The 25,526-nt window shown below is 63.8% G+C and carries 21 protein-coding genes and 4 pseudogenes; 14 read left to right on the top strand and 11 right to left on the bottom strand.

The genetic code is table 11. The features are described from left to right. Nucleotides 1-53: 53 nt before the first annotated feature. Together araD and KO516_RS12585 are read left to right on the top strand one after the other, a co-directional pair. Nucleotides 54-749, top strand: coding sequence for an L-ribulose-5-phosphate 4-epimerase AraD (araD, locus tag KO516_RS12590; protein WP_216004140.1), 696 nt, complete (start codon nucleotides 54-56; stop codon nucleotides 747-749). Beyond that, on the top strand, nucleotides 746-2,320 hold the full coding sequence (locus KO516_RS12585; protein WP_216004139.1) for a ribulokinase: 1,575 nt from the start codon (nucleotides 746-748) through the stop codon (nucleotides 2,318-2,320). The genes araD and KO516_RS12585 overlap by 4 nt, the downstream gene beginning before the upstream one ends. Before the next feature lie 35 nt (nucleotides 2,321-2,355). On the opposite strand, the gene KO516_RS12580 is transcribed toward KO516_RS12585, so the two are convergent. Together KO516_RS12580 and KO516_RS12575 are read right to left on the bottom strand one after the other, a co-directional pair. Next, the gene (locus tag KO516_RS12580; protein ID WP_216004138.1) at nucleotides 2,356-3,579 is read right to left on the bottom strand and encodes a type II toxin-antitoxin system HipA family toxin; all 1,224 of its coding nucleotides are present in this window, start codon (nucleotides 3,577-3,579) and stop codon (nucleotides 2,356-2,358) included. Next, complete coding sequence (locus KO516_RS12575; RefSeq protein WP_216004137.1) at nucleotides 3,576-3,887, bottom strand: helix-turn-helix transcriptional regulator; 312 nt, start codon at nucleotides 3,885-3,887, stop codon at nucleotides 3,576-3,578. Before KO516_RS12575 ends, KO516_RS12580 begins: the two co-directional genes overlap by 4 nt. A gap of 534 nt (nucleotides 3,888-4,421) precedes the next feature. On the opposite strand from KO516_RS12575, the gene repA reads away from it, so the two are divergent. The 3 genes from repA to KO516_RS12560 all read left to right on the top strand — a co-directional run bounded on the left by repA (nucleotide 4,422) and on the right by KO516_RS12560 (nucleotide 7,823). Then, complete coding sequence (gene repA, locus KO516_RS12570) at nucleotides 4,422-5,621, top strand: plasmid partitioning protein RepA (protein ID WP_216004136.1); 1,200 nt, start codon at nucleotides 4,422-4,424, stop codon at nucleotides 5,619-5,621. Further along, complete coding sequence (gene repB / locus KO516_RS12565; RefSeq protein WP_216004135.1) at nucleotides 5,618-6,535, top strand: plasmid partitioning protein RepB; 918 nt, start codon at nucleotides 5,618-5,620, stop codon at nucleotides 6,533-6,535. The genes repA and repB overlap by 4 nt, the downstream gene beginning before the upstream one ends. A gap of 211 nt (nucleotides 6,536-6,746) precedes the next feature. Next, nucleotides 6,747-7,823 carry a helix-turn-helix domain-containing protein gene (locus KO516_RS12560; RefSeq protein ID WP_252737580.1) on the top strand — a complete coding sequence of 359 codons (1,077 nt, stop codon included), beginning with the start codon at nucleotides 6,747-6,749 and terminating at the stop codon, nucleotides 7,821-7,823. A gap of 194 nt (nucleotides 7,824-8,017) precedes the next feature. On the opposite strand, the gene KO516_RS12555 is transcribed toward KO516_RS12560, so the two are convergent. After that, nucleotides 8,018-8,839: an ABC transporter ATP-binding protein gene (locus tag KO516_RS12555; protein WP_216004134.1), complete on the bottom strand. Its 822-nt coding sequence runs from the start codon at nucleotides 8,837-8,839 to the stop codon at nucleotides 8,018-8,020. A 103-nt stretch (nucleotides 8,840-8,942) separates the two neighbouring features. On the opposite strand from KO516_RS12555, the pseudogene KO516_RS12550 reads away from it, so the two are divergent. From KO516_RS12550 to KO516_RS24240, 5 genes and pseudogenes are all read left to right on the top strand, one after another. Next, nucleotides 8,943-9,155, top strand: a pseudogene (locus tag KO516_RS12550) (transposase); the annotation flags it as partial. 22 nt (nucleotides 9,156-9,177) lie between these two features. Beyond that, nucleotides 9,178-10,056: a TniB family NTP-binding protein gene (locus KO516_RS12545; protein WP_216004133.1), complete on the top strand. Its 879-nt coding sequence runs from the start codon at nucleotides 9,178-9,180 to the stop codon at nucleotides 10,054-10,056. A gap of 71 nt (nucleotides 10,057-10,127) precedes the next feature. Then, nucleotides 10,128-11,072, top strand: coding sequence for a TniQ family protein (locus tag KO516_RS12540; protein ID WP_252737579.1), 945 nt, complete (start codon nucleotides 10,128-10,130; stop codon nucleotides 11,070-11,072). A gap of 303 nt (nucleotides 11,073-11,375) precedes the next feature. Next, a pseudogene (locus tag KO516_RS12535) lies at nucleotides 11,376-12,211 on the top strand (DUF1403 family protein). A 3-nt stretch (nucleotides 12,212-12,214) separates the two neighbouring features. After that, nucleotides 12,215-12,553, top strand: a pseudogene (locus KO516_RS24240) (SMC-Scp complex subunit ScpB); the annotation flags it as partial. A 99-nt stretch (nucleotides 12,554-12,652) separates the two neighbouring features. Here KO516_RS24240 and KO516_RS12530 read toward each other — a convergent pair. The 8 genes from KO516_RS12530 to KO516_RS12495 all read right to left on the bottom strand — a co-directional run bounded on the left by KO516_RS12530 (nucleotide 12,653) and on the right by KO516_RS12495 (nucleotide 22,441). Beyond that, nucleotides 12,653-13,822 carry a M20 aminoacylase family protein gene (locus tag KO516_RS12530; RefSeq protein WP_216004131.1) on the bottom strand — a complete coding sequence of 390 codons (1,170 nt, stop codon included), beginning with the start codon at nucleotides 13,820-13,822 and terminating at the stop codon, nucleotides 12,653-12,655. A 4-nt stretch (nucleotides 13,823-13,826) separates the two neighbouring features. Next, entirely contained in the window at nucleotides 13,827-14,336 is a 510-nt protein-coding gene (locus tag KO516_RS12525; protein ID WP_252737578.1) for an L-2-amino-thiazoline-4-carboxylic acid hydrolase, read from the bottom strand. After that, a complete protein-coding gene (locus tag KO516_RS12520; protein WP_216004130.1) occupies nucleotides 14,333-15,634 on the bottom strand; it encodes an FAD-binding oxidoreductase in 1,302 nt (433 codons plus the stop codon). The genes KO516_RS12525 and KO516_RS12520 overlap by 4 nt, the downstream gene beginning before the upstream one ends. After that, nucleotides 15,631-17,250 carry an aminotransferase class V-fold PLP-dependent enzyme gene (locus KO516_RS12515; protein WP_216004129.1) on the bottom strand — a complete coding sequence of 540 codons (1,620 nt, stop codon included), beginning with the start codon at nucleotides 17,248-17,250 and terminating at the stop codon, nucleotides 15,631-15,633. The genes KO516_RS12520 and KO516_RS12515 overlap by 4 nt, the downstream gene beginning before the upstream one ends. 9 nt (nucleotides 17,251-17,259) lie before the next feature. Continuing rightward, nucleotides 17,260-18,906 carry an ABC transporter ATP-binding protein gene (locus tag KO516_RS12510; RefSeq protein WP_216004128.1) on the bottom strand — a complete coding sequence of 549 codons (1,647 nt, stop codon included), beginning with the start codon at nucleotides 18,904-18,906 and terminating at the stop codon, nucleotides 17,260-17,262. After that, nucleotides 18,903-19,778, bottom strand: a complete 876-nt coding sequence (locus KO516_RS12505) for an ABC transporter permease (protein ID WP_252737577.1) — start codon at nucleotides 19,776-19,778, stop codon at nucleotides 18,903-18,905. Before KO516_RS12505 ends, KO516_RS12510 begins: the two co-directional genes overlap by 4 nt. Further along, entirely contained in the window at nucleotides 19,775-20,752 is a 978-nt protein-coding gene (locus tag KO516_RS12500; protein WP_252737581.1) for an ABC transporter permease, read from the bottom strand. The genes KO516_RS12505 and KO516_RS12500 overlap by 4 nt, the downstream gene beginning before the upstream one ends. A gap of 93 nt (nucleotides 20,753-20,845) precedes the next feature. Continuing rightward, nucleotides 20,846-22,441: an ABC transporter substrate-binding protein gene (locus KO516_RS12495; RefSeq protein ID WP_216004126.1), complete on the bottom strand. Its 1,596-nt coding sequence runs from the start codon at nucleotides 22,439-22,441 to the stop codon at nucleotides 20,846-20,848. Between the two features lie 198 nt (nucleotides 22,442-22,639). Between KO516_RS12495 and KO516_RS12490 the strand changes: the two genes are divergently transcribed. From KO516_RS12490 to KO516_RS12475, 4 genes and pseudogenes are all read left to right on the top strand, one after another. Next, nucleotides 22,640-23,350, top strand: a complete 711-nt coding sequence (locus KO516_RS12490) for an SDR family oxidoreductase (protein ID WP_216004125.1) — start codon at nucleotides 22,640-22,642, stop codon at nucleotides 23,348-23,350. Nucleotides 23,351-23,383: 33 nt separating this feature from the next. Continuing rightward, the gene (locus KO516_RS12485) at nucleotides 23,384-24,244 is read left to right on the top strand and encodes a VOC family protein (protein ID WP_216004124.1); all 861 of its coding nucleotides are present in this window, start codon (nucleotides 23,384-23,386) and stop codon (nucleotides 24,242-24,244) included. Next, nucleotides 24,241-24,753, top strand: coding sequence for an Lrp/AsnC family transcriptional regulator (locus KO516_RS12480; protein WP_216004123.1), 513 nt, complete (start codon nucleotides 24,241-24,243; stop codon nucleotides 24,751-24,753). The genes KO516_RS12485 and KO516_RS12480 overlap by 4 nt, the downstream gene beginning before the upstream one ends. Nucleotides 24,754-24,997: 244 nt before the next feature. Continuing rightward, nucleotides 24,998-25,498: pseudogene (locus tag KO516_RS12475) on the top strand (IS6 family transposase); the annotation flags it as partial. Nucleotides 25,499-25,526 lie beyond the last annotated feature (28 nt).

The following is a 25,526-nucleotide window of genomic DNA, read 5'->3' as shown; positions in this document are numbered from 1 at the left end:
CGGCGTTCCCGGCGCCGCGCGGTTCCCTGCCCCATCCCGACCGAAAGACCGCCATGCCTCTCGATGCCCTCAAAGCCCAGGTCCTGAAAGCGAACCTTGCCACCGTACGCCACGGGCTGGTGACGGCGACCTTCGGCAATGCCAGCGGCATTGACGGGGATTCGGGGCTGATCGCCATCAAGGCCAGCGGCGTGCCCTATGACCAGATGACCACCGAACACATGGTGCTGTGCGATCTGGACGGGCGGCCCCATGACAACCGCCTGAATCCTTCGTCCGATCTGGAAACCCATCTGGTGCTGTACCGGGCCTTTTCCGGCATCGGTGCGGTGATCCACACCCATTCGACCTTTGCCACCATCATGGCGCAGGTGCGCCGGCCGATCATCCCGCTTGGGACCACCCATGCCGACTATTTCCACGGCGACATCCCCGTCACGCGCCAGCTGACCCCCGCCGAGATCCGCAACCGCTATGTCGAGGCCACCGGCCACGTCATCGTCGAAGCCTTCCAAGGGCGCGACCCGCTTGAGGTGCCTGCCGTGCTGGTGGCTGGCCACGGCCCCTTTGTCTGGGGGCGCACCCCGGACGAGGCAGTGCTGAACGCCGTCATCCTTGAAGAGGTGGCCAAGATGGCCTGGCATGCCCAGGCGCTGGTGCCCGCGACCGAGCCCATCTCGCAGACGCTGCTTGATCGTCATTACAAGCGCAAGCACGGCGCCGAAGCCACCTACGGGCAGAAACCATGACCTATGTGGCAGGCGCCGATTTCGGCACGCTCAGCGTGCGCGTCACCATCATGGACACAGCCCGGGGCGTCGCCGTCGCCTCGGTGGCCGAAGGCTACCCGCTGCACCGCGATCCCGCCGACCCGCTGGTCGCCCGGCAATCCCACGCCGACCATATGGATGCGCTGACCCGCGCCATGCGCGGCGCCATCGCCAAGGCCGGGATAGACGGGCACGCCATCGCCGCCTTTGCCGCGGACACCACCGGATCCAGCGTCATCGTCGTGGACGACCGGTTGCAGCCCCTGTGCGATTACTACCTGTGGGCCGATCATTCGGCGCATCGCGAAGCCGCCGAGATCACGGCCCTTGCCCGCGCCGAAGGGCTTGAGGCGCTGGATTGGTGCGGGGGCACCTATTCGCATGAATGGGGCTATGCCAAGCTGCTGCATTTCCTGCGCCACGACCCGGACAAGCGGGGCCGCGTCGGCACCGCGATTGAACATTGCGACATGCTGGTCGCAACGCTTTGCGGCGTGCGCGATCCGGGCCAGCTGCGCCGGTCGGTCTGCGCCATGGGCCACAAGTGGATGTGGAGCCCGAAATGGGGCGGCTACCCGCCGCAGGATTTCCTGACCCGCGTCGATCCGCTGCTGGACGGCATCAACGCAAAGCTCGACAGCCCCGTCGGCGCCGCGCCCGACGTCGCCGGTCACCTGTGCGAGGAATGGGCCGAAAAGCTTGGCCTCAGGCCCGGCATTCCCCTGCCCTTCGGTGCCTTCGATGCGCATTGGGATGCGCTTGGCAGCGGCGGGCGCCCTGGCGACGTGGTGAACGTTGTGGGCACCTCGACCTGCTTCATCGCCATTGCGCCCGCGGGGATCCGGCCCGTGCCCGGCATCTGCGGCGCCGTGCCCGGGTCGGTCACACCCGGCACCACCGGCGTCGAAGCCGGTCAATCCGCCACCGGCGATCTGTTCGACGCCATCGCCCGCCGCGCGGGCAGCGACGTGGCGACGCTGATGCAGGGGCTTGATGTCTACCGCCCGGGCCAGACCGGCCTGCTGCGCCTGACATGGGACAACGGCGACCGCACGGTTCTGGTGCGGTCGGACCTTGGGGGCGTGACGTTTGGATGGGATCTTGGCCACACCGCCGCGGACGAGCTGCACGCCGCCATCGAGGGCATGGCCATGCACACCCGTCTTATCCACGAGCGCATCGCCGAAACCGGCATGACCATCGCCCATGTGATCAACGGCGGCGGCATCCCGCAGAAGAACGACGTGCTGAACCAGATCTATGCGGATGTGCTGGGCAAGCCGGTGCTGGTGCCGCAAAGCTCGCCCACGGGGGTGGGCGCCTGCATCGTGGCCTCGGTCGCGGCGGGGCTTTTTGCCGACATCGCAAGCGCGCAGGACCGGCTTGCCCCTGCTGTACGGCGCTTTGATCCCGACCCAGCGCGCCAAGCCGTCTACCAAGAGCTATACGGCCTGTTTCGCAGCCTCTACATGGGTTTCGGCAAGGGCGAACCGCTTGACCTTGGCGCCGTTCTGCCCCGGCTGCGCGCCTTCCGGCTTGCTCAGACCTGAAGCGGCCCGGGTTTGCCGCGAACCGCGGGCAACGCCTAGCGCCAGCGCCGCGCCTCGGTCAGGGCGGCGGCGATCTCGCGATCAAGCGCGGGCGGCACCGCGAATTGCTCGGCAAGGCGGGGCCATTGGGACAGGGCGGCGTCGACCTCGTCGATGATCCGCGCGGCGCTGCGCGGGTGCAGCCCTGCCCCCCTTGCCACCAGGGCAAGCGCCGCCGCGCCGGGGCGCCTTCCTTCCCCGGCCACGGCAAGCGAATGTTCACCGCCCGGCCCCTGGGACCAGGACACATCATATGCGGGGGCCAGGCGCCAGGCGCCCGCCCTGTCCATGAGAAAGCCGTGATTGCGCACGTGGTCATCCCGATTGAGCGCGCGCACATTGAACACCATGCGCCGGAACATCTGCTCTACCGCGCGCACATCCCGGCAGACGATGCGCGCCAGCTTCATCAGGTCGGCGTAATCGACCGCCCCATATGTCATGCCGCAATCCAGCATCCCCGCGACCGTCGCAAGATGCAGCCGGCCATCGCCCGGCCTGTCGAAACGGTCGGTCACGAAAAAGCTTTCGCTGGCGCCGGTCAGCCGGGTCATGGGGCTTGTGTCGATGCCCGCAAGGCGCATCGCCGCGCCATAGGCCAGCTCTGCCTCGATGCTGCCGACCGGATCGCCCGCCGCGCGCGCCTTGATCAGAACATGGCGCCATCCGTCGCCAAGGGGCAGCCGGTGACTGCGCAAACACTGCCCGTTCATCTGCGCGACGAATTTCGGCCGCGCCCCCTGGCTGCCACCAGAAATCCGGCGCAGGCGGGTCAGGTCGTCAGCGGTCGCATCCTCTTCGACGCGGGGGATGATGGACTCGAACCAGCCCAGGTCGATTTCGCCGGGGCCGTCCCCGCCGGTTTCGGGCACATAGGTAAGTGCGCCTGACCCGTGGCATCCGACGAATGCCAGCCGTTCCAGGTCGCCGATCCCGGCGCGACCGATCCCGCGCGCGGCCATCTCGCGGTCCAGAAGCAGCCGGCCCCAGCCGTCGGGCAGGCTGTCTTCGAACAGGCCGGGCAAGGTAGCACCGCGGGCGCGGTCAGGCCGCAGCAGCCCGCCGTAACCGCTGCCCAGCGGCAGGATCGGCAACGGCGCCGCGGCGAAATCCCTGCCCCATTCCAGCACCGTGACCCGATCGCGCGGATCGCGTCCCAGCTGCCCGACCCGGATGGCATCGCCGCCGAAATCCAGCCCGACCTCCAGCCGGCGGATCATGGCTTGGGCCTTGCGCTGGCGCGCTGGCGTTTGGGCAGGGAGTCAAGTTCGTCAAGCGTCTGCGCCGGGGGCATCGGGAACAGGTCGGCAAACCCTTCAAGCGCCCCAAGCGCCTCGGCGATGCGCAGCACGGTTTCAAGGCTGGCCGCCCCGCCCGCTTCGAAACGGCGAAGCGTCGCGATCGACACCCCTGACCGTTGGCTCAGCTCGTCTTGGGTCAGGTTCGACGCCAGCCGCCGTGCCCGCGCCGCCTCCGCGATTCCGGCCCGCAGATCCTCGGCGGATTTGAGAGCATCAAGATAGGCCATGTGTCCCCGTGCATCAAATGATCATATACGATACCATATATGGCATGATTGCCAGTTTGACCATCATATATGATATCCAAATCACCCCGGGTTCCGGTGGGCGATTCCCGCAACGTGGCACTGGCTTTCCTCGCCACTCTTTCAATAGCGCGGGGGGATGAGATTCGCCCGATCCGCCCCCGTCTTGCGTTACGAGCCGCCCGCAACCCGTTGCGCCGCCATATCACCCGCGCTGACCCGCCCTTAATCTGTGGATAAGACGTGCATGGTTTTTCGACGCAAAAACAGCCGCTTACTTCCTGCCCTTGATGTATCACAGAAAGTTTCACCGCCCATCTGGCCCGGCGCACCGCCCTGCCCCGCAAATTCCACAGGCGATTTTCCTTGAGATCCATCCCCCAACCCGGCATACCTGTAACGCGTAAACAGCAAAAATGCGTCCAGCGCGTTCCTTGGCACAGTCGGCAGCATATGATCGACGGGTGGAACGCAAGCGGGGCGCGCAGGCGGCAGACAGATTCAGGCGGACATGGCATGAGCTATCCGATCCTTCATGACAAGCTCAAGGCGGATGCCGGGCGGCTCTCCGAGGCGCTTGAACACATGTCCAAACTGTTCCTTGCCCCGCGCGAGGAAAAAAGCCTGCGCAGTTTCACCACCGCCGAGGTCGCCGAGCTGCTGCGTGTGTCCGATGGTTACCTGCGCAAGGCGCATTTCGACGGGCGCATCCCCGAGGTCGAACAGGGCGCGGGCGGCAAACGCCTGTATAGCGCCGATGACATCCGCGAAATCCGCCACGCGCTGTCGCAGACCGCCAAGGACCCGTTCCAGTTCCTGCCCGGGCGGCGCGACGGCGATAAGCTGCAGATCTGGTCCACGGTCAACTTCAAGGGCGGCTCGTCCAAGACCACCACGACGGTCACGCTGGGCATGCGGCTTGCGCTGCGCGGCTATCGGGTGTGCCTTGTGGATGCGGACCCGCAGGCCTCGCTCACCACGTTCTTCGGCTACCAGCCCGAACTGGATTTCCGCGAGGGCGGCACGCTTTACGACGCGATCCGCTACAATGACGGCGACACGACGCGTGTGCCGATCACCGATGTGCTGCGCAAGACCTATTTCCCCGGCCTTGATCTGGTGCCCGGCGGCATCATCCTGTCCGAATACGAAACCGAAACGCCCACCGCGCTCAGCCGGGGCGAACAGCCGGTGTTCTTCAACCGCATCCGCGACAGCCTGAGGCAGGTCGAAGACGATTATGACATCATCCTAATCGATTGCCCGCCGCAACTGGGCTATCTGACCATGTCGGCGGTCTGCGCGTCGTCTTCCCTGCTGATGACCATCATCCCCGAACGGGTCGATCTGGCATCGGCCAGCCAGTTCCTGACCATGGCCTCGGGCGTGCTTGAGGTGCTGCACGCCAATGGCGGCGTCGGGGCCTATGACAATTTCGCCTATCTTCTCACGCGCTTTGACACCGCCATCAGCACGCAGCAGGACCTGTCCGAATGGATCCGCAAGCTGCTGGGCGACAGCGTGATCGAAACGCCCTTCGTGAAATCCTCGGCCGTGTCCGAGGCGGGGCTGGCGCAGAAAACCATCTTCGAGGTCGACCTTGGCGCAAGCCGCAACCGCAAGACCTACGAACGCGCGATTAACTCTGTCATCGGGTTTTCCAACGATATCGAACGGATGATCCAGACCGCATGGGGGAGGGACAGCAAGCCATGAAACGAGACCTTCTGGCCAAGAGCCTTGCGCAAATGGGCAGCCGCGACACCCCCGAGGCCCCTGCCCCGGGCGCCGCCCCCAAGTCGTTGCGCAGCATGTCCGACGTGCTGTCGCAAGTGTCCGCGCAGGCCCCGCAAGACATCGATCCGGCCGAAATCGCCGATTCGCAGATCGCCGACCGCTTCGACGTGGCGCAGGGGCTGGACGATCTTGTCGCCTCGATCCAGGCGTCGGGGCAACAACTGCCCGCGCTGCTGCGGTTTCGCCGCGGTGCCGGGCCGCGCTACGAAGTGGTCTATGGCCGCCGCCGCATCGCCGCCTGCCGCCAGCTTGGCATCAAGGTGCGCGCCTATATCCGCGAGATGGACCACCGCGAGGCGCTGGTCAGTCAGGCGCTGGAAAACTCGGCGCGGCTGGAACGCAGCTTCATCGAACAGGCGATCTTTGCCGTGCGGCTCGAGGAACAGGGCTTCAGCCGGGCCGACATCGGCGATGTGCTGGCGGTGGACAAGGGCACGCTGAGCAAGCTGATCGGCGTGGCGCGCGATGTGCCCGATGCGGTGATCTATGCCATCGGCGCGGCCCATGATGCGGGCCGCCGCCCCTGGCTGGAATTACGGCGGCTGCTGAAACTGGATGCCGCCCCGGACGAGGCCGCGCTGCTGGCGATGGTGCCGCAGGCAGACAGCCCCACCGACCGGCTGACCGGGCTGATCCGCGCCCTGTCGACGAAGGCCACGCCGCGCGCCACACCCCCTGCCCCGGTGCCGCCAGCCCCCGCGCCCGTGCGCAGCACCGCGCGCGGCAACCGGCTGACGATCGAGGTGTCGGGCAACAGCGACACCGCCTTCATCGGTTTCGTCGAGGCGCGTCTCGCCGCGCTGTATCACGACTGGAAATCCGGCAAGGGCTAGGCCCGCGCCCCGCAACACCCGCCGGTTGGCCATGGCCAACCCAATACACACCCAGCCGCAAGGAGGCAGACAACGCGCAAAAAGAAACCCCCCGAAGGCGGTGAGGCACTCCGAAGGGTTCCGATTTACTAGCACTTCATTGGTACCCCCAATCACGAATCACTGCAACACCGATTTCGGTGAACGATCTTTTTTTGCCGTCTGACATTAGATGACCCACCAGAATTCCGTGGCGCATGGCGCCGGGGCGCAGGAAACCTGTGCCCAACCCGCCCCGCTCACCGGCGCGAGCTATGGAGCGATTTGCGATCAGCCAAGGTTCGCACCGATTTCCCGCCGTGATCTGATGGTCGCAGTGAACACCGTTGCGCGAGACCTGGGGCTGCGCGCCGCCTCGGTGGTCGTAATCGATGCGCTGCTCAGCTGCCTGCCCTGCCGCGACCCCAAGACCCGCACCGATCGGCCGATCACGCCGGACATGCTGCTGACGATCTATGCGGCGAATGACACGCTGTGCTTTCGCGCGCGCGGCATCACCGACCGTCAGTTGCGGCGTCACCTTGCCAAGCTGGAAGACATCGGCATGATCCAGCGCCGCGACAGCGCCAATGGCAAACGCTTTCCCGTGCACCGGGCGGGCAAGATCGTCGGTGCCTTTGGCATCGACCTGTCTCCGCTTCTGGCGCAGGCGGCAACGTTGGTGGATCGCGCGCGCAAACGCCGCGAACAGGACGCGGAGCTGCGCGGTTTGCGGGCCATCATCGGGCGGCTGCGGCAGGATTGCCTTGCGCTTCCGTTGGACGAGGCGCAGCGCGACTGGGTCGAACAGACCCGCGCGCTGGTGCGCCGTGCGAGCATCACCCCGAGCGCCGCGCGTGACCTTTTGCGCCGGATACAGACTCTGATCGCCACCCGGACCAAGGCCAACCCCGCCCCGGAACCAGAACAGACGCCCGCCACAGACGGACAAAACGTCCGGCACAAAGAGCGTAATATTCCAGATACTAAAAAACCTTGCGACGGCGAGGATCGGCTCGACTGGTCCGAAATGCCAACGCTCGCCAGCTTCTACCCCGACCCACCAAGGACGCGGCATGCGTTGCACCAGATCATCTTTGGCTTTGGAAAGATGCTGGGAATAGAGGATGCGCTCATCACCGCCGGCATGGCCCGGCTTGGGGGTTCGCAAGTGCTGCGCTGTCTGGACCGCATCGCGGAGGATATCGAACGGATCAAACACCCATCGGGTTATTTCAACCGGATCGTTATGTCTGACGCAAGAATATGAAGTTGGCCATGGCCAACTGCGCGCGGTCCCAGTTGGGCTGCGTTCTGCCCTGTGCCCCCGTGATGCAGGTGGCAGCCGGCCCGCTGTGCGCCGATGCGGCCAAGCATCGGCACCTCGGCACGGCAACGGGGCCCGGCATGCGGGCAGCGCGGGTGAAAGGCGCAACCCGCCGGTGGGTCAAGCGGCGACGGCATTTACCCCTTGGTGGGCTGGAACGCGGCGCGCCCGGTGCCCAAAGTCGGGACCGAGGCCAACAGAGCGCGGGTGTAGGGGTGCTGTGGGCTGGCATAAAGCGTCTCGGCGCGGCCCATTTTCGACCACGCGGCCAGGTACATGATCGCCACGCGGTCGCAGACATGGCGCACCACCCCCAGATCGTGGCTGATGAAGATCGCCGTCAAGCCAAACCGCTTGCGCAGATCCATGAACAGGTTGAGCACCTGCGCCTGGATCGACACGTCCAGCGCGGTGGTGGATTCATCCGCGATGATCACCGAGGGGCGGTACAACAACGCCGTGGCGATGGCGACGCGCTCGCGCACGCCCCCCGACAGCTGATGCGGATAGGCGCGCAGGCGCTCGGCAGGCGCGGGGATGCCCATGGTTTCCAGCGCCTGCCGGGCGCGATCCCATGCAGCGGATTTCGAAACGCGGTCATGCACGCGCACCGCCATCGCCATCTGGTCGCCCACCCGCAGCACCGGGTTCAGCGTCATCATCGGCTCCTGAAACACCATGGCCACATGCTTGCCCCGCATCCGGGGCAGCGCGTCCGGCGAGAGGCTGCGCAGGTCGGTGCCATCGACCAGAACCTGACCTTCGGTGATCTGCCCCGGCGCATCGATCAGCCCGAGGATGGAAAAGCCGGTGACGCTTTTGCGCGATCCGTTTTCGCCCGCCAGTCCCATGATGCGCCCGGGCTGAACGCTGAAGTTGACGTCATTGACCGCGGTCACTGGGCCCTTGCGGGTGTCGAACCGGGTGGTCAGGCTCCGGACATCCAGCGCGGCGCTCATCGTTGGTTCCTTGGGTCGAGCACGTGACGGACCTGGTCCCCGACAAGGTTGATGGTGACGACGGTGATCATGAGGAACACTCCGGGATAGATCGACAAACACGTCCGGTCGGTGTGGCCGCCAGCAAACCTATAGCGACGCGGCGATCCAAGTCTGCCTCATCCTCAAGGTCCTCCTCGGACTGCCGCTCCGCCAAACGACAGGGTTCGTGGCAAGCCTTTTGGACCTTTCCGGGCTGGGGTGGTCCGTGCCTGACGTTAGCACCCTGTTGCGCCGCCAGAGGACCCTGGACGTCACCATCCCGTATCGCGGCTCCAAGGACGAGGAGTGGTACGACGATGACTGAGTTCCCGCATCTCTATCCGGGAGCCGGCAAGATCGCCGCGCTCAGCGCCGAGGAGCGCATTCATAGGATTCGCGCCGACCGCTGGATCTCCTATCCCAGGGTTAAGGCCGCCTTGGAGAAGCTGGAAACGCTGATGTCGTTTCCCGAGCGCGCCCGCATGCCGAACCTGCTCATTGTCGGCGACAGCGGCATGGGCAAGACGATGATCATCGAGAAGTTCACCAGCGATCACGCATCGAGCTTCGACGAGACCAGCGGACGGCTGCATATGCCGGTTGTCGCCGTGCAGATGGTGTCTGGGCCTGATGAATCGCACTTCTACCGCCGGATCCTGGCGGCGATCGGTGCCCCGGAGCCGCCGCGGGCGACACTGTCTGTGCTGGAAAGCCTGGCCTTGCGTCTGCTCGCCGAATTGCGTCCGGGGATGCTGGTCATCGACGAGATTCACAGCCTGAAGGCGGGGACGATCCGCGAACAGGCACGATTCCTGAACATGCTGCGCTTTCTGGGCAACGAGCTGCGCATCCCGCTGGTCTGTGTTGGTACAGCGCAGGCTCGCAACGCGCTGCGCACCGATGATCAACTGGTGCGCCGGTTCGAGGCCTTCGCATTGCCGCCCTGGCGGGAAGGTGAGGATCTGAACGGGCTGATGAGCACGCTCACGCGCACGCTGCCGCTTCGGCGCGAAAGCCAGATCGCCGATCTTGCGGTGACGCGCATGATCAAGGTGACTGGCGGCATCACCTCGGGCATCTTTTCGATCTTGTCGCAGCTGGCGATCGCCGCCATCGAAAGTGGCGAGGAACGCATCCTCTCGCGCGATATTCTGGGCGGCGACCGGTTGCAGGCGGTTCTGGGAGAGCCGGTGTGACGGGGTGCGGGCGCCTGCCGGTCGTATTCGCCCCAGAGGCCGACGAGCGGCTGTCCTCCTGGATCGCACGTATGGCCCCGTTCTACGCCATGACGGTTTCGGAATTCGTCGCCACGCTTGGCCTGAAGGGGCACGACGTGTTCGACCTGGAATGGCGTCTTTCGGAAGGGCAGGGGGCTCTGATCGCGGCTCGGACCGGCCTTTCGCCCGAAGCGGTGCAGGCCATGACTTTCCGGGAGTTGGGGTCTGCGGCGCGCTTGATGATCGCGCGGAAGAACCGGTCTCCGTGCCCGCACCGTCCCGAAGACCTGCATCGCAAAGCCGCCGCGCTGCCGTGGCGATTTCGCTGCCCGGTGCATGGTGTGGAGTTTCGGGATGCCACCGGCGAGACCCTGTCAGACCAGTTCGGTACGGACTGCTTCAAGAAGCTTGAAGGGCCTGCCGAGGTCGGTGCCGCGCATCTCGATGCTTGGGCGCGCGGCGCGGGGCAGGGAGACCTGGAAGCGCCCGAAGTGCTTCGGGTTCTGACGGTGCGGCATCGCCGGGCCTCGCCTCCGAACGTGTGCGAGCTGCCACGAATGTCTCTGAAAGACCGCCGGGACTATCATGATTTTTTGACTACGCCGCTCATCCGACAGGCGCTCACGGTCGTAGTTCCCGAATACGATCAGGTGGCGCCAGTGCTTGCTAAGCCGGTGCGACCCGGTCTCCACGCTCTGGCGCAGGGCTCGCTCTTGCAATGTTTCGCGCTGGCGGTCGGCGCCGGGCGGATCATTGAAGATCCGGTCAAATGGGCGATCTCAGTCATGCTCATGAGCGATGCGGAGGGGCGGGGACGGGTCGGGCAGGCGATTGACGCATGGCCTCTCTCGTTGAGGCGAAGTATCTCGGCCCGGTTCTGGCGCGCTGAGCGTGACGAGAGAGCACGGCAGTCTGCAGAAAAAGCCGCGAGACAACGCCGGTCTCACAAACTCCGACTCATCCAGTCTCATAAATACCGGTACAGAATCTCATGAACCCCGACTCGTTTTTCAAGGAAGTGCTTGAATCTCACGAATTCCGGACATCCGACACCCGCAAACCCGTTGCTTTTCGGGACAGGGCGGCAAGCGGCCACGCCATGTCCGATAAGGCAAACTTATTAGACATAAGGGAAAAGCACAAGATGCGGCGGTTTTGGCGGAATATATAGGCAAAAAACACCGTTTGAGGTCGGTGCAGATCGGTCCGGGAGGGCTGGACCGCGTCGACGCAAGGTCTGATCGACCTACCGGAGGAGGAACAGCAGCAGGATGCGGGGATGGCGTGCGACGGACAGGATGACCTCCAGGGTCACAAATGCGCGCGCTGAAACCATTGAAGATTTTGCGTTTTTTTTGTCGGGCTCGGGGCTGAGCCATCTGCACCTTGTGTTGGAGCGCGGGGAGGTGCCGTACGCCCTGCTGCGCGACAGGCTGGCGCTGCGGGCCGCGGCGGTTTGCGTTGCGTTTCCGGGCGTCCGGAGCGGATAGCGGAGCTGCGCGACGCAATCCACCATCTGCGCCCGGGGGATCTGCCGGGACCGGCGGGGGAAACCTGCCTGGCCTGGCGCCGCGCTGCAGAACGGGCCCTTTCGGTCAAGGCGCTGGCCCGTGCCCTGCCAAGCCTCGACCCCGGCCAGATCGCCACCTGGCGCGACGCGGGACGCGGAATGCCGGTAACCCGCGCGGCGATGGATCTGGAAAGGGTGCTGCCCGATGCCCTTCGCGCGAATGCGACGGCGTTGGTGCTTGCCGATGCTGCCCTCGCGCAGGCCCTTGGCTGGCCTTATCTGGTCCCGCTGCTGGCCACGGGCCTGAAACGCGCAGATCTACGTCGGCAGGGCGACGACCTGCGCCTGGCCTGTCATCGCGCGCTGATTGGATTGGTCTCTGAGGCAGTTCGGCTTTCCTCCGACCTCACCCGCCGGGCGGCGCATCTGAAGGCAGTCACCCCGAAGCTGCGGGCCAAGGCGGCGGGCGTCGCCGTCGAGATGTTCCTGACCCGCGATGCCGTGGCGCCCACGGCCCTTCCGTTGCCCGATCGCGCCGCGCGACGGCTCTGCGACCGGCTGGTCGATCTCGCTGCGGTGCGCGAACTCACGGGCCGCGATACCTTCCGGCTCTACGGGGTCTGAGCGATGGTGAAGGATTGTCGCGACCCTGAACTTGACCGCGAGTTGTCCGACCTGCCGCCGGAGCTGCGCTGGCGCGAATGGATGCGCCGGATCGAGGCGGTGCTGTTTGCCTCTTCCTCGCCGGTGCCGCGCGGGGATCTGGCGCGTGTGGTGGGGCAGGGGGCCTCGGTCGATCTGCTGGTTGAAGGCCTGTCAGCCGAGCTGGAGGGGCGGGCTATCTACGCCGCCGCGATCCGCGCTGCGGCGGATGTCGGCGACCAGTTTCTGGATCTGAATGAATTTGACGTCGCGGTGCTGGCCTCCATCGCCTACCACCAGCCAATCACGCGCGACGGGCTGAGGTGTTTGATCCCACGGTTTGATGGTGTGATCCTTTCTCAAGGTTGGAAGCAAGCATTACGGGGCAAGTTCGTCATGGTAGCGCCACGACCACGCACGCTGTCAGGTCAGCGGCAACCTCTGCCGCACCAGGGTCGTCCAATAGGAACTCCCCCAAGCGATCACCTCGTCGTTGAAATCATATCTCGGGTGATGAAGGCCTGCGGATGGGCCGTTGCCGACATTGATCATCGCGCCGGGGACCTCGTTGAGCATGAAGGAGAAATCCTCACCACCCAGCGTTTGCGGCATGTCGAGGTGGACGTTTTCGATGCCGGCCACCTCTTGCGCCGCCATCGCGGCCAGTTCGGTTTCCCGCTCATGGTTGACCGTCACCGGGTAATGCCGGGTGTATTCGAGCGTGCCGACAGCCCCGTAGGCGGCCGCGATATTGCCCACCATCGTCTCAAGGCGCATCTCGATCATGTCGCGCACCTCTTCGCGCAATGTGCGCACCGTGCCGGTCATGGTGAGGTCTTGCGGAATGACGTTGAACGCATTCCCGGCCTGAATGGTACAGAGCGAAATCACCGCGCTGTCGATCGGGTCCATGTTGCGCGAGGTCAGAGTCTGCACCGCCTGCAACAGGGCGCCCGCGATGGGCAGCGGATCGATGGTCTGTTCGGGCCGCGCCGCGTGTCCACCGCGCCCGGTGATGGTGATTTTCAACTCGTCGACCGAGCCCATGATCGGCCCGGAATTGATGGTGAACTGTCCGACAGGCAGGTTCGGACGGTTGTGCATGGCGTAGACTTCGTCACAGGGCCAGCGGGTAAAGAGACCATCCTCGATCATCGCCCGTGCCCCTGCGCCCCCCTCTTCGGCGGGCTGGAAAATGACGATCACAGTGCCGTCGAAGGCCCGGCTTTCTGCCAGATGCCGCGCCGCGCCCAATAGCATCGTCGTATGACCGTCATGGCCGCAGGCATGCATTTTGCCCGGGGTTTGCGAGGCATAGGGTGCGCCGGTTTCCTCGATGATCGGCAAGGCATCCATATCGGCCCGCAGCCCGATCATCCGGCCCGAGCCATTGCCCTGGCCCTGGATCACACCAACGACGCCGGTCTGTCCAACGCCCTCGTGAACCTCGTCCACACCCGCCGCGCGCAGCGCCTCGGCCACCTTCTGCGCGGTGCGTGTCACGTCATAGAGAAGCTCAGGGTTCATGTGCAGATCACGGCGGAATTCCGTCAGCTCCGCGACCTCCTTGGCGACCCAGTTTTCGACAGCCATGGCCTCAGGCCTCCTTTTTCATGCGGTAGCGGAAATCACAGTGACTCGCGCCCTTCATGATCGTCTGTGTCCGGGTCATTTCGATCTCTGGGTTGTAGCCGATACAGAAATCACCATCCCGGTTGCAGGACAGCAGATGGCCGATATCGCCCAGCCCCATTTCCTGATACATCTCCGCATAGCGGCATTTCACGACGTTGAAATCCATCTTCTCTTCGGACATCTCGATGGTCTCGATCCGGAGCGCATCCTCACGGGTCCAGTTCGGCTGGATTGCGGCGAAATCCGTCAGGTCGGGCGCATGCCCCAGATCGTCGGCCAGCATTTGCCCCTGCTCGATCGCGGATTTCGAACAGGCCGCGCCGATCACCGCCTCTGCCTCTTCGCGGCCAGAACGCTCGGTGATCACATCGAGCACATGCTTGAGGATCATCGCCTCGACCTTGCGGCGTAGCAGGATCGGGATGTCGTTCAGGTCCATGCCTTTGGCCTCTGCCATGGGTGTCTGTGTCAAGATCTGATCTCCTTGTGGTCCTGACGTTTGAGCCAGGCCAGATAGGTTGGGGCCACGCGTCGCACGAGGCCGTGCATCGCAAATGGCGTGGGCTCGCTCACCGGCAGAGCCAGTTCATCCTCGGGTTGGCCGGTGGCGGCGCGGGCCAGTTCGCGCCCCAGCGAGGTGCCAAGGGCCACGCCGCGCCCGTTACACCCGATCCAAGCCCATCCATCGGGGCCCAGTTTATGAATGCGCGGGAAGCGGTCCCAATTCATGCCGATATAGCCAGACCAGACATGGGTCATCTCCGGCACCCCCAATTCGGGGAAGGCTTCGGCAAGATTTTCCGCGGCTTTCCGGCGTACGCGGTTGGCCACGTTCACAGACCCGATCACCGCCCCGCCTGTGATCAGCCGGTTTCGCGCGTCATAGCGGAAGAACCGCAGATCACCGCGCGTGTCGGATACGGCCTGACGCCCCGGCAGGATTTTCTGACGCAGGTTGTCGCCCACGGGCTCGGTGGCCATTTGCCAGCTCAGCACCGGCACCACAGAGCGCGCGATGCGGGGGGCGAGCCGCGGCACCAGCTCGCCCGTATAGGCGTTGCTTGCCATGATCAGGGCGCGGGCTTTCAAAGTGCCCTTGGGGGTCTTGATCACCCATTGGCTGCCGACCCGTTCAAACGATGTGGCGAGGCTTTCTTCGTGGATCACCGCGCCCAGATGTTCGGCCACGCGAGCCATTTCTCGCGCAAGGGCCAGCGGGTTGATATGGCCCCCCGTCGGGTTGAACATGCCACCATGCCAGAAATCCGTACCCAGAAGGTCGGCACAGTCTTTCGCGTCCCTGATCTCGGCAGGGAAGCCATGGCGTTGCCATGCATCCACCCGTTTTTGCGATAGCTTTACGCGTCCGGGGCTGTGCGCGGGCTGAAACCAGCCGCTTTGCTCCGCTTCAGCCTGCATGTCGAAATCGCGCACCAGATCGAACAGCACATCGCCCGAGTTGCCGATGAGCCGGACCATGCGCTTGCCCACCTCACCATAGCGCGAGACCCAGACATCAGGCTCGGCCGAGGTCAGGATCGGAATGACCTGACCGTTGTTGCGCCCCGATGCGCCCCAGCCCACCGCCTTGCCCTCGAGCACGGTGACCGCATGACCACGTTTGCGCGCCTCGATGGCCGCTGACAGGCCGGTAAACCCCGCGCCGATCACCGCGACGTCGGTCTCTTCGACGCCTTGCAAGGACGCGGACAGCTGTCGGCCCATCGCCGTGGCGGCCCAGAGCGATTTCGGGAATTCAACCGCCATCATGCAGCCCCTTCCATCGTCAGGCCCGCCACGTCCTGCGGCAACCAGAACCAGCACAGCGATTCCTCCTCGGGCGACAGGACAGGTGCGGCCTCAAGGCCTTGCTCCTTGGCGCTTTGGGCCAGGCGTCGGGCGTCTTCGAGGCAGGTTTCAAAGTCGGGCACCGCGTCTTTGGTCGCGACAGATCCCTGCCAAAGCGCAGAGAGCGCCGATGGGCAGCTGTCCTCAAACCAGGGCGTCGCGCGCCAGATGCCTTCGACCGCATCAAGCTGATAATAGGCCAGCATGTCCAGACCATGTTCCGAGACAAAGCGGACGGCACGGGCGATCTTGTCCACATCGTCTTCTTCGAAGAACCAGTTCACGCCAAACCGCGCCCAGCCCGGACGGAAGATCGAGTGGCCCTGCCGGACGGCCGCCTCATGGCGGGCGCTGGTCGGCTGGTCGATGTCAAGCAAGGCATGCCCATACGGCCCGGCGCAAGAACAGCCGCCACGGGCCTGAATGCCGAACAGGTCATTGAGCAACGCCACGACATAGTTGTGATGCAACACCTTGCCTTTGACGCGCAGGTTGAAAGAAAAGATCCCAAGGCGCGGCACGTTCGAGGGCCCCAGAAGCTCCATGCCCGGAATGGCGCGAAGGGCGCCTTCCATCCGGCGTGTCAGCACGGTCTCGCGGGCTTCGACGCGGGCTTCGTCCATGTCTCGTTTGAGCTGCATCACCATGCCGGCGCGAATGTCGTCGATGATCGCGGGCGTGCCCCCCTCTTCGCGGTGCTCGGGGTCGGAAATATAGCTGTGCCCCGTCGCCGTCACGTAACTTACAGTGCCGCCGCCTGTCCGCGTTGGTCGCGCTGTGTTAAACAGGCTGCGCTCGGCGATCAGCACGCCGGACGCCCCCGGCCCACCGGGAAACTTGTGCGGCGAGATCACCGCCGCGTCGATCCGATCGCCCGCGTCTTCGGCGCTCGCGGCCAGATCGACGGGCATATAGGGCGCCGCCGCCGCGTAATCGGCGACGCAATAGGCGCCATGCGAATGCAGCAGGCGCGCGATGCTGCGCAGATCAGTACGCACACCGGTCACGTTGGACGCAGCCGAAAACGCCCCGATCTTGAGCGGCGCATCGGCATGGATCGCGAGTTCGCGCGCCAGCGCCTCGACGCAAATCGTGCCAGCCTCGGTCAGCGGCACGCGCACGAGTGTCGCGCCGCTTTCGCGCCACGGCAAGTCATTGGAGTGGTGTTCATAGGGCCCGACAAAGACCACAGCCTGCGCAAGACCTTTCATCGCAAAGGCCCGCACCAGCTTGTCGACCGCCCCGGTCGCCCCGGATCCGGTAAAGATCACCGCGTGGTCCGCATCGGCATTCACCGCCTTGCGCACCGCCTCACGGGCCATTTCCCGCAGTTGCGTGGTGCGCCGCCCGACGAAAGAGGTCTCGGTATGGGTATTGCCGTAATAGGGCAACACATGGGTGCGGATCGCATCTTCGATGAACCCGAGCGCGCGGCCCGAGGCGACGTAATCGGCATAGATCAGCGCGCGGGGACCGAAGGGGCCGGCAATCGCCGTCCCCTCGCCGATCAGGGCGCTGCGGATATCCTTGAAGTCCATAGAGTGTCCTCAGGCGGCATCCGGTTGCAGCGAAGGGGGCGTCCAGTCGCGGCCGGGAATGGATGACAGAAGGTTCTGCGTATAGGGGTGCTGCGGGTTGGCAAAGACCTCGGCGGTCAGCCCACTCTCGACGATTTCACCTTTTTGCATGACGATGATCCTGTCGCACAGTTGCGCCGCGACCCGCAGATCGTGGGTCACGAACAGCAGCGACAGGTTGAGCCGGTCGCGCAGGTCCACGAGCAGTTTGAGCACCTGCGCCTGCACCGAAACATCCAGCGCCGAGACCGGTTCATCGGCGACGATCACCTTGGGCTCCATCGCAAGGGCACGCGCGATGCCGATCCGCTGGCGCTGTCCGCCAGAAAACTCATGCGGAAACCGGTTGGCGGCAGCGGGGGAAAGCTCCACCAGTTCCAGCAGCTTCTTGGCCTGCTCGCGGGCTTTCTGGGGATTGGCCCCATGCACGATCGGGCCCTGGGCAATCAGGTCGACCACCCGTTTGCGCGGATTGAGCGAAGCCATCGGGTCTTGGAACACCATCTGGATATGCTGGCGCAGCGCGCGCAGTTCTTTGGGCGAGGCGGCCAGCAGATCCGTCCCGTCCAGCTCGACCGAGCCCTGATCGCATTCCAACAGCCGCGTCACGATCCGCGACACCGTGGTCTTGCCCGACCCGCTTTCGCCGACCACGCCGAGGGTCTCGCCCTGGCGCAGCTCGAAGCTGAGATCCTTGACCGCCGTGACTGCTTTGCGCTTGCCCGAAAGCAAGCCGCCCCGCGCAGCAAAGGTCTTTTTCAGTCCGGTGCCCTTGAGCACCACGGGCGCAGTCGAGGCGGCCTTGACCGGCGGTGGCGTCAGCGCGGGCACCGCCCCGATCAACGCCTTGGTGTATGGGTGCTGCGGATGGTTCAGAACCGCGTCGGTGGTGCCGCTTTCGACCAGCTCTCCGCGACAGAGCACGGCGACCTTGTCGGCGATCTCCGCCACCACGCCGAAATCATGGGTGATGAACAGAACCCCGGCGCCCTCTTCGTCCTGCAGCTCGCGAATAAGCTTGAGGATCTGCAATTGCGTGGTGACATCAAGCGCCGTGGTCGGCTCGTCCGCGATGATCAATTTCGGGGACAGCACCAGGGACATCGCGATCATCACCCGTTGCCGCTGCCCGCCAGAGACCTGATGCGGATAGGCGTTGTAGGCCGAGGGGGGATCGGGGATGTGAACCCGTTCGAGCATCTCGATGGCGCGGGCCTTTCGCTCGGTCTTGGTCATCTTCGCGTGCAGGCGCAACACCTCGTCGATCTGCCAACCGACCGTTTTCTGCGGGTTGAGCGCGGTCATCGGTTCCTGAAAGATCATCGAGATATCAGCCCCGCGCAACGCGCGCATCTGTGCCTCGGATTTCCCACGCAGCTCTTCGCCCATGAACCGGATCGCGCCGCCAGTGACGCGCACATGTGGTTCGGGCAAAAGCCCCATGATCGCCCCGGCGCACAGCGATTTTCCCGATCCGCTTTCCCCCACCAGACAGACGATTTCACCCGCCTTTATGGTCAGATCCAGCGCTTCGAGCGCATGGGGGCGGTCGGCGCCCTTCGGCAGAGAAATCTGCAGCTTGCGAAGTTCGAGAACGGATCGAGCTGTGGTTGTCATTTCTTTTGCCTCGGATTGAGCGCGTCGTTCAGCCCCTCACCCAGCAGCGAGAAAGAGAGTACGGTAAAGATGATCGCGATGCCGGGGATCACGGCGCAATAAGGGGCAGAGCGCAGCACCGCGCGGCCCTGCCCGATCATGTTGCCCCAACTGGCATAGTTCGGATCCCCCAATGCCAGAAAGGCCAGCGCGCTTTCCATCAGGATGGACAGGGCCATAATGACCGAGGCATAGACCACGATCGGCGGCAGGGCGTTCGGCAGGATCTCGCGGAAGATGATCGAGGTGTTCGACACCCCGAGATTGCGCGCCGCATCGACGAATTCGCGCCCCCTCAGCGACATGAACTCGGCGCGCACCATGCGGGCCGGTGCGGTCCAGCTGACGATCCCGATCGCCAGCGTGATCCACTCGATCTTCGAGCCCATGATGGCGACGAGCGCCAGCAGCAGGACAAAGTTCGGGATGGTCTGGAACGCCTCGGTGATGCGCATCAGAAGATCATCGACCCAGCCGCCGAAATAGCCGGCCAAGGCACCGATCACGACGCCGATGACAATGGCGACCAGCGTGGCGACAACGCCGATCAGAAGCGAGATGCGCGCGCCGTAGAACACGCCGGACATCACATCGCGCCCCAGCTGATCGGTGCCCAGCGGTGTCTGCCAATTGACAAAAGGCGGGGTCAGCGGCTCACCGGCGCGGCGCAGCGGGTCGCCCGGGTCGATGACGCCCGCCGACAGCGCCATGAGCACCACGACGGCAAAGAGAACCAACCCCAGAACCGCGGCACGGTTGCGTTTGTAGCGACGCCAGAACATCACATGGCGCGGGGGCTCTGGCGGGGCGATTTGAGCATCGGCGAGGGTCATGCGAGTTCGATCCGGCTGTCGAGACGTGCGTAAAGCAGGTCGGTGAGGAAATTGACGACGACGACGATGATCGCGCAGAGGAAAATGATGCCCATCAGCGTGTTCATGTCGCGCTGCACGACGGATTGGTAGGCAAGCTGCCCCAGTCCCGGCAGGGTGAAGATGGTTTCGACCACGATGGAACCGCCCAGCACGGTAGAGAATTGCAACCCCAGCAACGTGATCACCGGCAACAGCGCGTTGCGCATGATGTGGTGGATCATCAGACGGCCTTCCCGGGCGCCCTTGGCGCGGGCAGTGCGGACATAGTCGAGATCGGCGACTTCCATCACCGAGGCGCGCATCAGGCGCAGGTAAAAGGCCAGATAGATCAGCGACAGCGCAGCCGTCGGCATGATCAGGTGGCGTGCCACATCCCAGACGTGATCCCAGCCGGTGTAAAAGGCAGCGATGGTCTTGATTCCGCCCACCGGCAGCCAGCCAAGCTTGACGGAAAACACCAGCATCAGCATGAGAGACAGGAAAAACGACGGCGTCGCATAGAACACGAGGCCAAGGATGGAGATCAGGTTGTCGGTCACTGAATAGGCCCGGCGCGCGGCAATCGCCCCCAGCGTGATGCCCGCCGTGAAGGCGATGCTCAGCGAGGCCGCCATCAGCAGAAGGGTGGTGCCGAGCCGGTCCATCAGGACGGTCGAAACCGGTTGTTCATAGACGAAAGACCAGCCGAAATCGAACGTGGCCAGCTTGGTCATGTAGCGCCAGAGCTGAACCCAGATCGGTTGATCCAGCCCGTATTCCGCCCGCAGCCGCGCGATGAAGGCAGCATCGGCGCCCCCCATGTCGCCGACAAGCGCATCGACCGTGTCTCCGGGCGCAAGCTTGAGCAGAAGGAAGGTGCCGATCATGATCAGGACGACCACGGGAATGGCCTGAAGCAGACGCCGAAGCGCGTAGATCAGGATTGGGGGCATACGCAATGTCATTATTCCTGGATCCTTCGGGATCGTAAGCAAGGAGCAGCGAAGCGGCGGGCACGCAAGAAGACGCGCCCGCCAGCAGTCAAGTCACTGCTCGAGCCAGAGGTCGTACCAGCTCGAAGAGTTCCACCGCGGCGTGTTGTGATGATTGTGAAGCTTCGTGGAGGTCACCGAGATGAACGGGTGTTCGATCGCGAAGATCACCGGCAGCTCTTCCATCGCCTTGACCTGGATCTCGTGATACATCGCGGCGCGCTTCTCGACGTCGAGTTCCGAGGCCGCGGCGTCGATCATCGCGTCGATCTCATCGCTCTTCCAGCCGAACTGGTTGGTCCAGGGCGTGCCTTCCGGTTGACCGGAACGCAGCCAGACCATGGTGGAAACCGCCGGGTCCGAGCGGAACTGGTGCCAGCCGTTTGCGGTGTCGAAATCATGGTCACGATAGACACCGTTCAGGAAGCCGGGCGCGTCGTTGGTCAGGATCTGGACATCGATGTCGATCTCCTTCATCGCCTGAGAAAAATACTCTGCCCAAAGCTGGGTGTATTCCCCCCAGGGCGCCGGACGGTGACGCAACTGGAAACGATAGCCATCGTCCTTGACGGGATAGCCCGCCTCGTCCAGCAGCGTCTTGGCCAGCTCCGGATCGTAGTCATAGGTTGGCACGTCGTCCGTGTAGTTGAGGCCGCCCGCGCTCGGAACAGGGCCACGGCCCGGCTCGGCAAAGCCATGCATGATCGTGTTGATCGCATAGTCGATATCGAGGCCATGGTACATCGCCTGACGCACCTGCAGATCGGCCATGATCGGGTTGCGGTGGTTGAATTCCACCGTCGAGTGGGCAACGTTGTTCTCGTATCCCTTGGTGCCGACGTCGAACCGCTCATCCTTGCTGAAGCGTTCGACGTCCGCCATCGACACCCCGATAAAGCCCGATTCATGCACCTCGCCCGCCTCGAGTGCGGCAGCGGCAGCGGATTTGTCCTTGATGAATCGCCAGACGATACGGTCGAGATAGGGGAACCCTTCGCGCCAGTAATCCTCGTTCTTTTCGGCCAGAACGTATTGGCCGCGCTCGTATTCGACGAACTTGAACGGACCGGTGCCGACCGGCGCGGTATTGTATTCGCTCTTGAGGATGTCCGTGCCCTCGTAGAGGTGCTTCGGCACCGGGTGACCCAGATCGGGCATGGCGGCCACGAACAGCTCGATCGGCATCGGCTTGGAATAGTTGAACACGGCCGTGAGCGGATCCGGGCAATCGACGCTTTCCAGATTTGCCTGAAGCGCGGAAGAGTAGTTCAGAAGCTTTTTCCAGAGTTCGATGGCAGAAAAGGCCACGTCATCGCATGTGAACGGCTCGCCATCGTGCCAGTTCACCCCGTCGCGCAGCTTCAGCGTGATGGTCTTGCCGTCGTCCGAGCCAGTCCATTCGGTCGCCAGAACCGGCTCATAGCCGTCATAGCTCTTGTCGATCAGCGGCTCCATGATCTTGCCGGTGATGTTGTAAACCCCCGTCGACGCACGCAGCCCCGGGTTCAGAATGCGTTGTTCGGAAATCATGTGGATGATGGCGGTGCCGCCCTTTTGCACCTCTTCCTGCGCACTGGCCATGAAGGCCGCAGAGCTAAGGGCCCCGGTCAAGGCGAGCGCAAGCCCCGCCCGTTTCTTCATCAATGTCATCTGTCCTGGCTCCCCTGGTCGGTTAAGCGGCCCTGAACGGGCTCATATGGTGGTGTCGCCACCTTACCTGACGGCAGCATTCCGCATCAGTCAACATTGAAAACCAAGTTTCAACACAAGCTTCGAAAATTAATCTACACAATGGCTAAAAATTGGTGCTAGCTACCTCTTATGATTGAAGCCACTGGGACAAGACATATGGCGAAATCCGTTTGGATCACCGGCGCAGGCTCCGGAATCGGCGCCGCCATGGCGCAGCGTTTTGCAAAGGCTGGCTATCGTGTGGCCCTTACCGCACGTGGACGCGAGAGCCTTGAAGCCGTGGTTGCCAGCCTTCCCGACCCGAAGACCGCCCTGATCGTGCCGGGGGATGTGACGGATCGTGACGGCATGGCGAAAATTGCCCGGACGGTCGCGGACTGGGCTGGCGGGCTGCACGTGTTGTGCAACAACGCCGGGCTCAACATCCCCAAGCGCAGCTGGGCCGATCTCGACTGGGACAGCTGGGACCGGGTGATCGACGTCAATGTCACCGGCGCAATCAACGTGATCGCCGCCTGCCTGCCGATCATGCGCGAACAACGGGACGGGGTGATGATTCACACCTCAAGCTGGGCCGGACGCTTTCATTCGTCGGTGAGCGGCGCGGTCTACGGCGCTTCGAAACACGCGCTGTCAGACCTGTCGCTCAGCCTCAACGACGAAGAGGGCAAGAACGGCATCCGGTCGACCGCACTCTGCCCCGCCGAAGTTGCAACGCCCCTGCTCGCCAAGCGTCCCGGCTTTGATGCCGCGAAAATGGCCGCAATGATCCAGCCGGAAGACATGGCGAAAACCGCGCTTTTCGTGGCCGAAATGCAGCCCGGCATCTGCCTTCCCGAAATCGTTCTGAGCCCCGTTCGAACGTAACCCCATATCAAGAAAAACCCTTTGGAGACCAAAATGACCCATCCCGTCAAAGGCATCGACCATTGCTTTGCCCTCGTGGACGATCTCGATGCCGCCGCCGCGCAATTCGCGGCCCTGGGCTTCACCCTCTCGCCGCGCGGCATCCATTCCGCCGCCAAGGGCACCGCCAATTACACCATCATGTTTCCACAGGACTACTTCGAGCTTCTCGGCATCCTCCAGCCGACCGAGGCGAACGCCCCCCGCCGCGCGTTGCTGGCCAGCGCAGGTCAGGGCCTTCATGCCATCGCCTGCCGGATCGACGATGCCGAGCAGGCCGCCGAGGCGCTCGCCGAACTTGGCATCGCGACACAGGGCTTGGGGAGCTTTTCGCGCCCGGTCCCTCTGCCGGGCGGCTCCGAGGGCATCGCGGCCTTTTCCACGGTCAGCTTCAGCCCTGACCAAGTGCCGCTCGGCATGGTCTTCATGTGTCAGCACAAGACCCGCGACACGGTCTGGATACCGGACCTTCTCGAACATGCGAACACCGCCTGCGGCCTCGATGCGATCCTTGCAATCTCCGATACCCCCGAGGAGGACGCGCTGCGCCTCGCCCGGCTCTGGTCCGATGGCACGGTCAGTACCGAAGATGGGTTGGTCAAGATCACCACCGGGCCGAACTCCGCGCCGCTGATCCTGTCCACACCGGCACGTATGGCTGCGCTTTTCCCTGGCATCGATCTTTCGGGAACCGCGAAGGGCGCCTTTACGGCGATGCGCGTCAAGGTACGTGATCTTGACGCGGCGGAGCACTGCCTGAAGACTGCGAAGGTCAGCTTTTGCAAAACCGCCTCCGGACTCGCCGTCGGACCGGAGTTTTCAGCAGGTGTTCTGTTGGAGTTTGTTCGCACATGACAGAAATGCGCCGTCGCAAAACAGGATCGAAGCCGATCGAGAGCATCACCTTCGACGAGACGGACCGACGGATTCTCGAAATCCTGCAGGAGGACAGCGACACGCCGATTCAGGCAATTTCCCAGACCGTGGGCCTGTCGGCCAACCCGTGCTGGCGACGTATCAAGCGGATGGAAGAAGCAGGGGTGATCAAGAAGCGCGTTGCCCTCGTCGATCAGGCACGGGCCAATGTGCCTCTGACCGTCTTTATCGGAGTCAGCACCTCGCGTCACGAGATCAACTGGCTCAACCGGTTTCGCGAACTGATCGATGAAATCCCCGAGGTGGTCGAGGCTTATCGCCTGACCGGCACGGTGGATTATATCCTCAAGGTGGTGGTTCCCGACATGGGCGCCTATGATGCTGTCTACAAACAGATGATCCAGAAACTCGAGTTCAATCAGGTCAATTCCATGATCTCGATGGAAGAGCTGAAATTCACGACAGCCATCCCGACAGCTTATCTGTAATCTCCTCGCTCGGGGATGTTGCATTGCCCCGAGCTGAGGCCTGTGGTGGAGTCAACCGGTCGCCGCAACAGCTTCGATCATATCCTGATCGAGCATTCGGGCGAGTGTTTCTGCCAGCGGTCGCCAACCCAGCGTTTTGCGCGACCGGGTATTCAATACACAGGCAACAGTGTTTATTTCGTGAAAGCTGTGCTGGCGGCATTGTCAAGTTGTTGAAACCGACTTGCCGTTGTAGCGCGATGCCATGTTGAATCCGTCTGATCTCACCCGCCTCAAGAGGTTCCGTTTCCCGCGCTCGGTCATCGGCTACGCGGTTTGGGCGTACCATCGGTTTGCTCTCAGTCTTCGTGACGTTGAAGATCTGCTGGCGGCGCGGGGCATCACGGTTTCCTATGAATCTGTCCGGGACTGGGTAGCGCGTTTCGGTGTCCAATTTGCTGCGAAGGGCTGACGAGATCGGCCACGGGCGGCCGACAAATGGCATCTCGACGAGGTTGTGGTGCCGATCAAGGGTCGTAAACACTGGCTCTGGCGGGCGGTCGATGCCAGCGGTGACGTACTTGACATCCTGGTTCAATCCCGCCGGAACAAGGCGGCTGCGATGCGCTTTTTCAGGAAATTGTTCAAAGTTTGGGGCCAACCGCGCGTGATCATCACGGACAAACTACGTTCCTACGGCGCAGCAAAGGCCGACTTGGCCCCTGGGATCGAGCATCGCCAACACAAAGGGTTGAACAATCGCGCCTAGGGTTCGCATAGGGTCAGGATGCATT

Origin of the sequence: Citreicella sp. C3M06 (assembly GCF_018860705.1) — a bacterium.
GTDB lineage: Bacteria > Pseudomonadota > Alphaproteobacteria > Rhodobacterales > Rhodobacteraceae > Salipiger.
The sequence above is the reverse complement of the archived record's forward strand: the minus strand, read 5'-3'. Positions and strand labels throughout refer to the sequence as shown.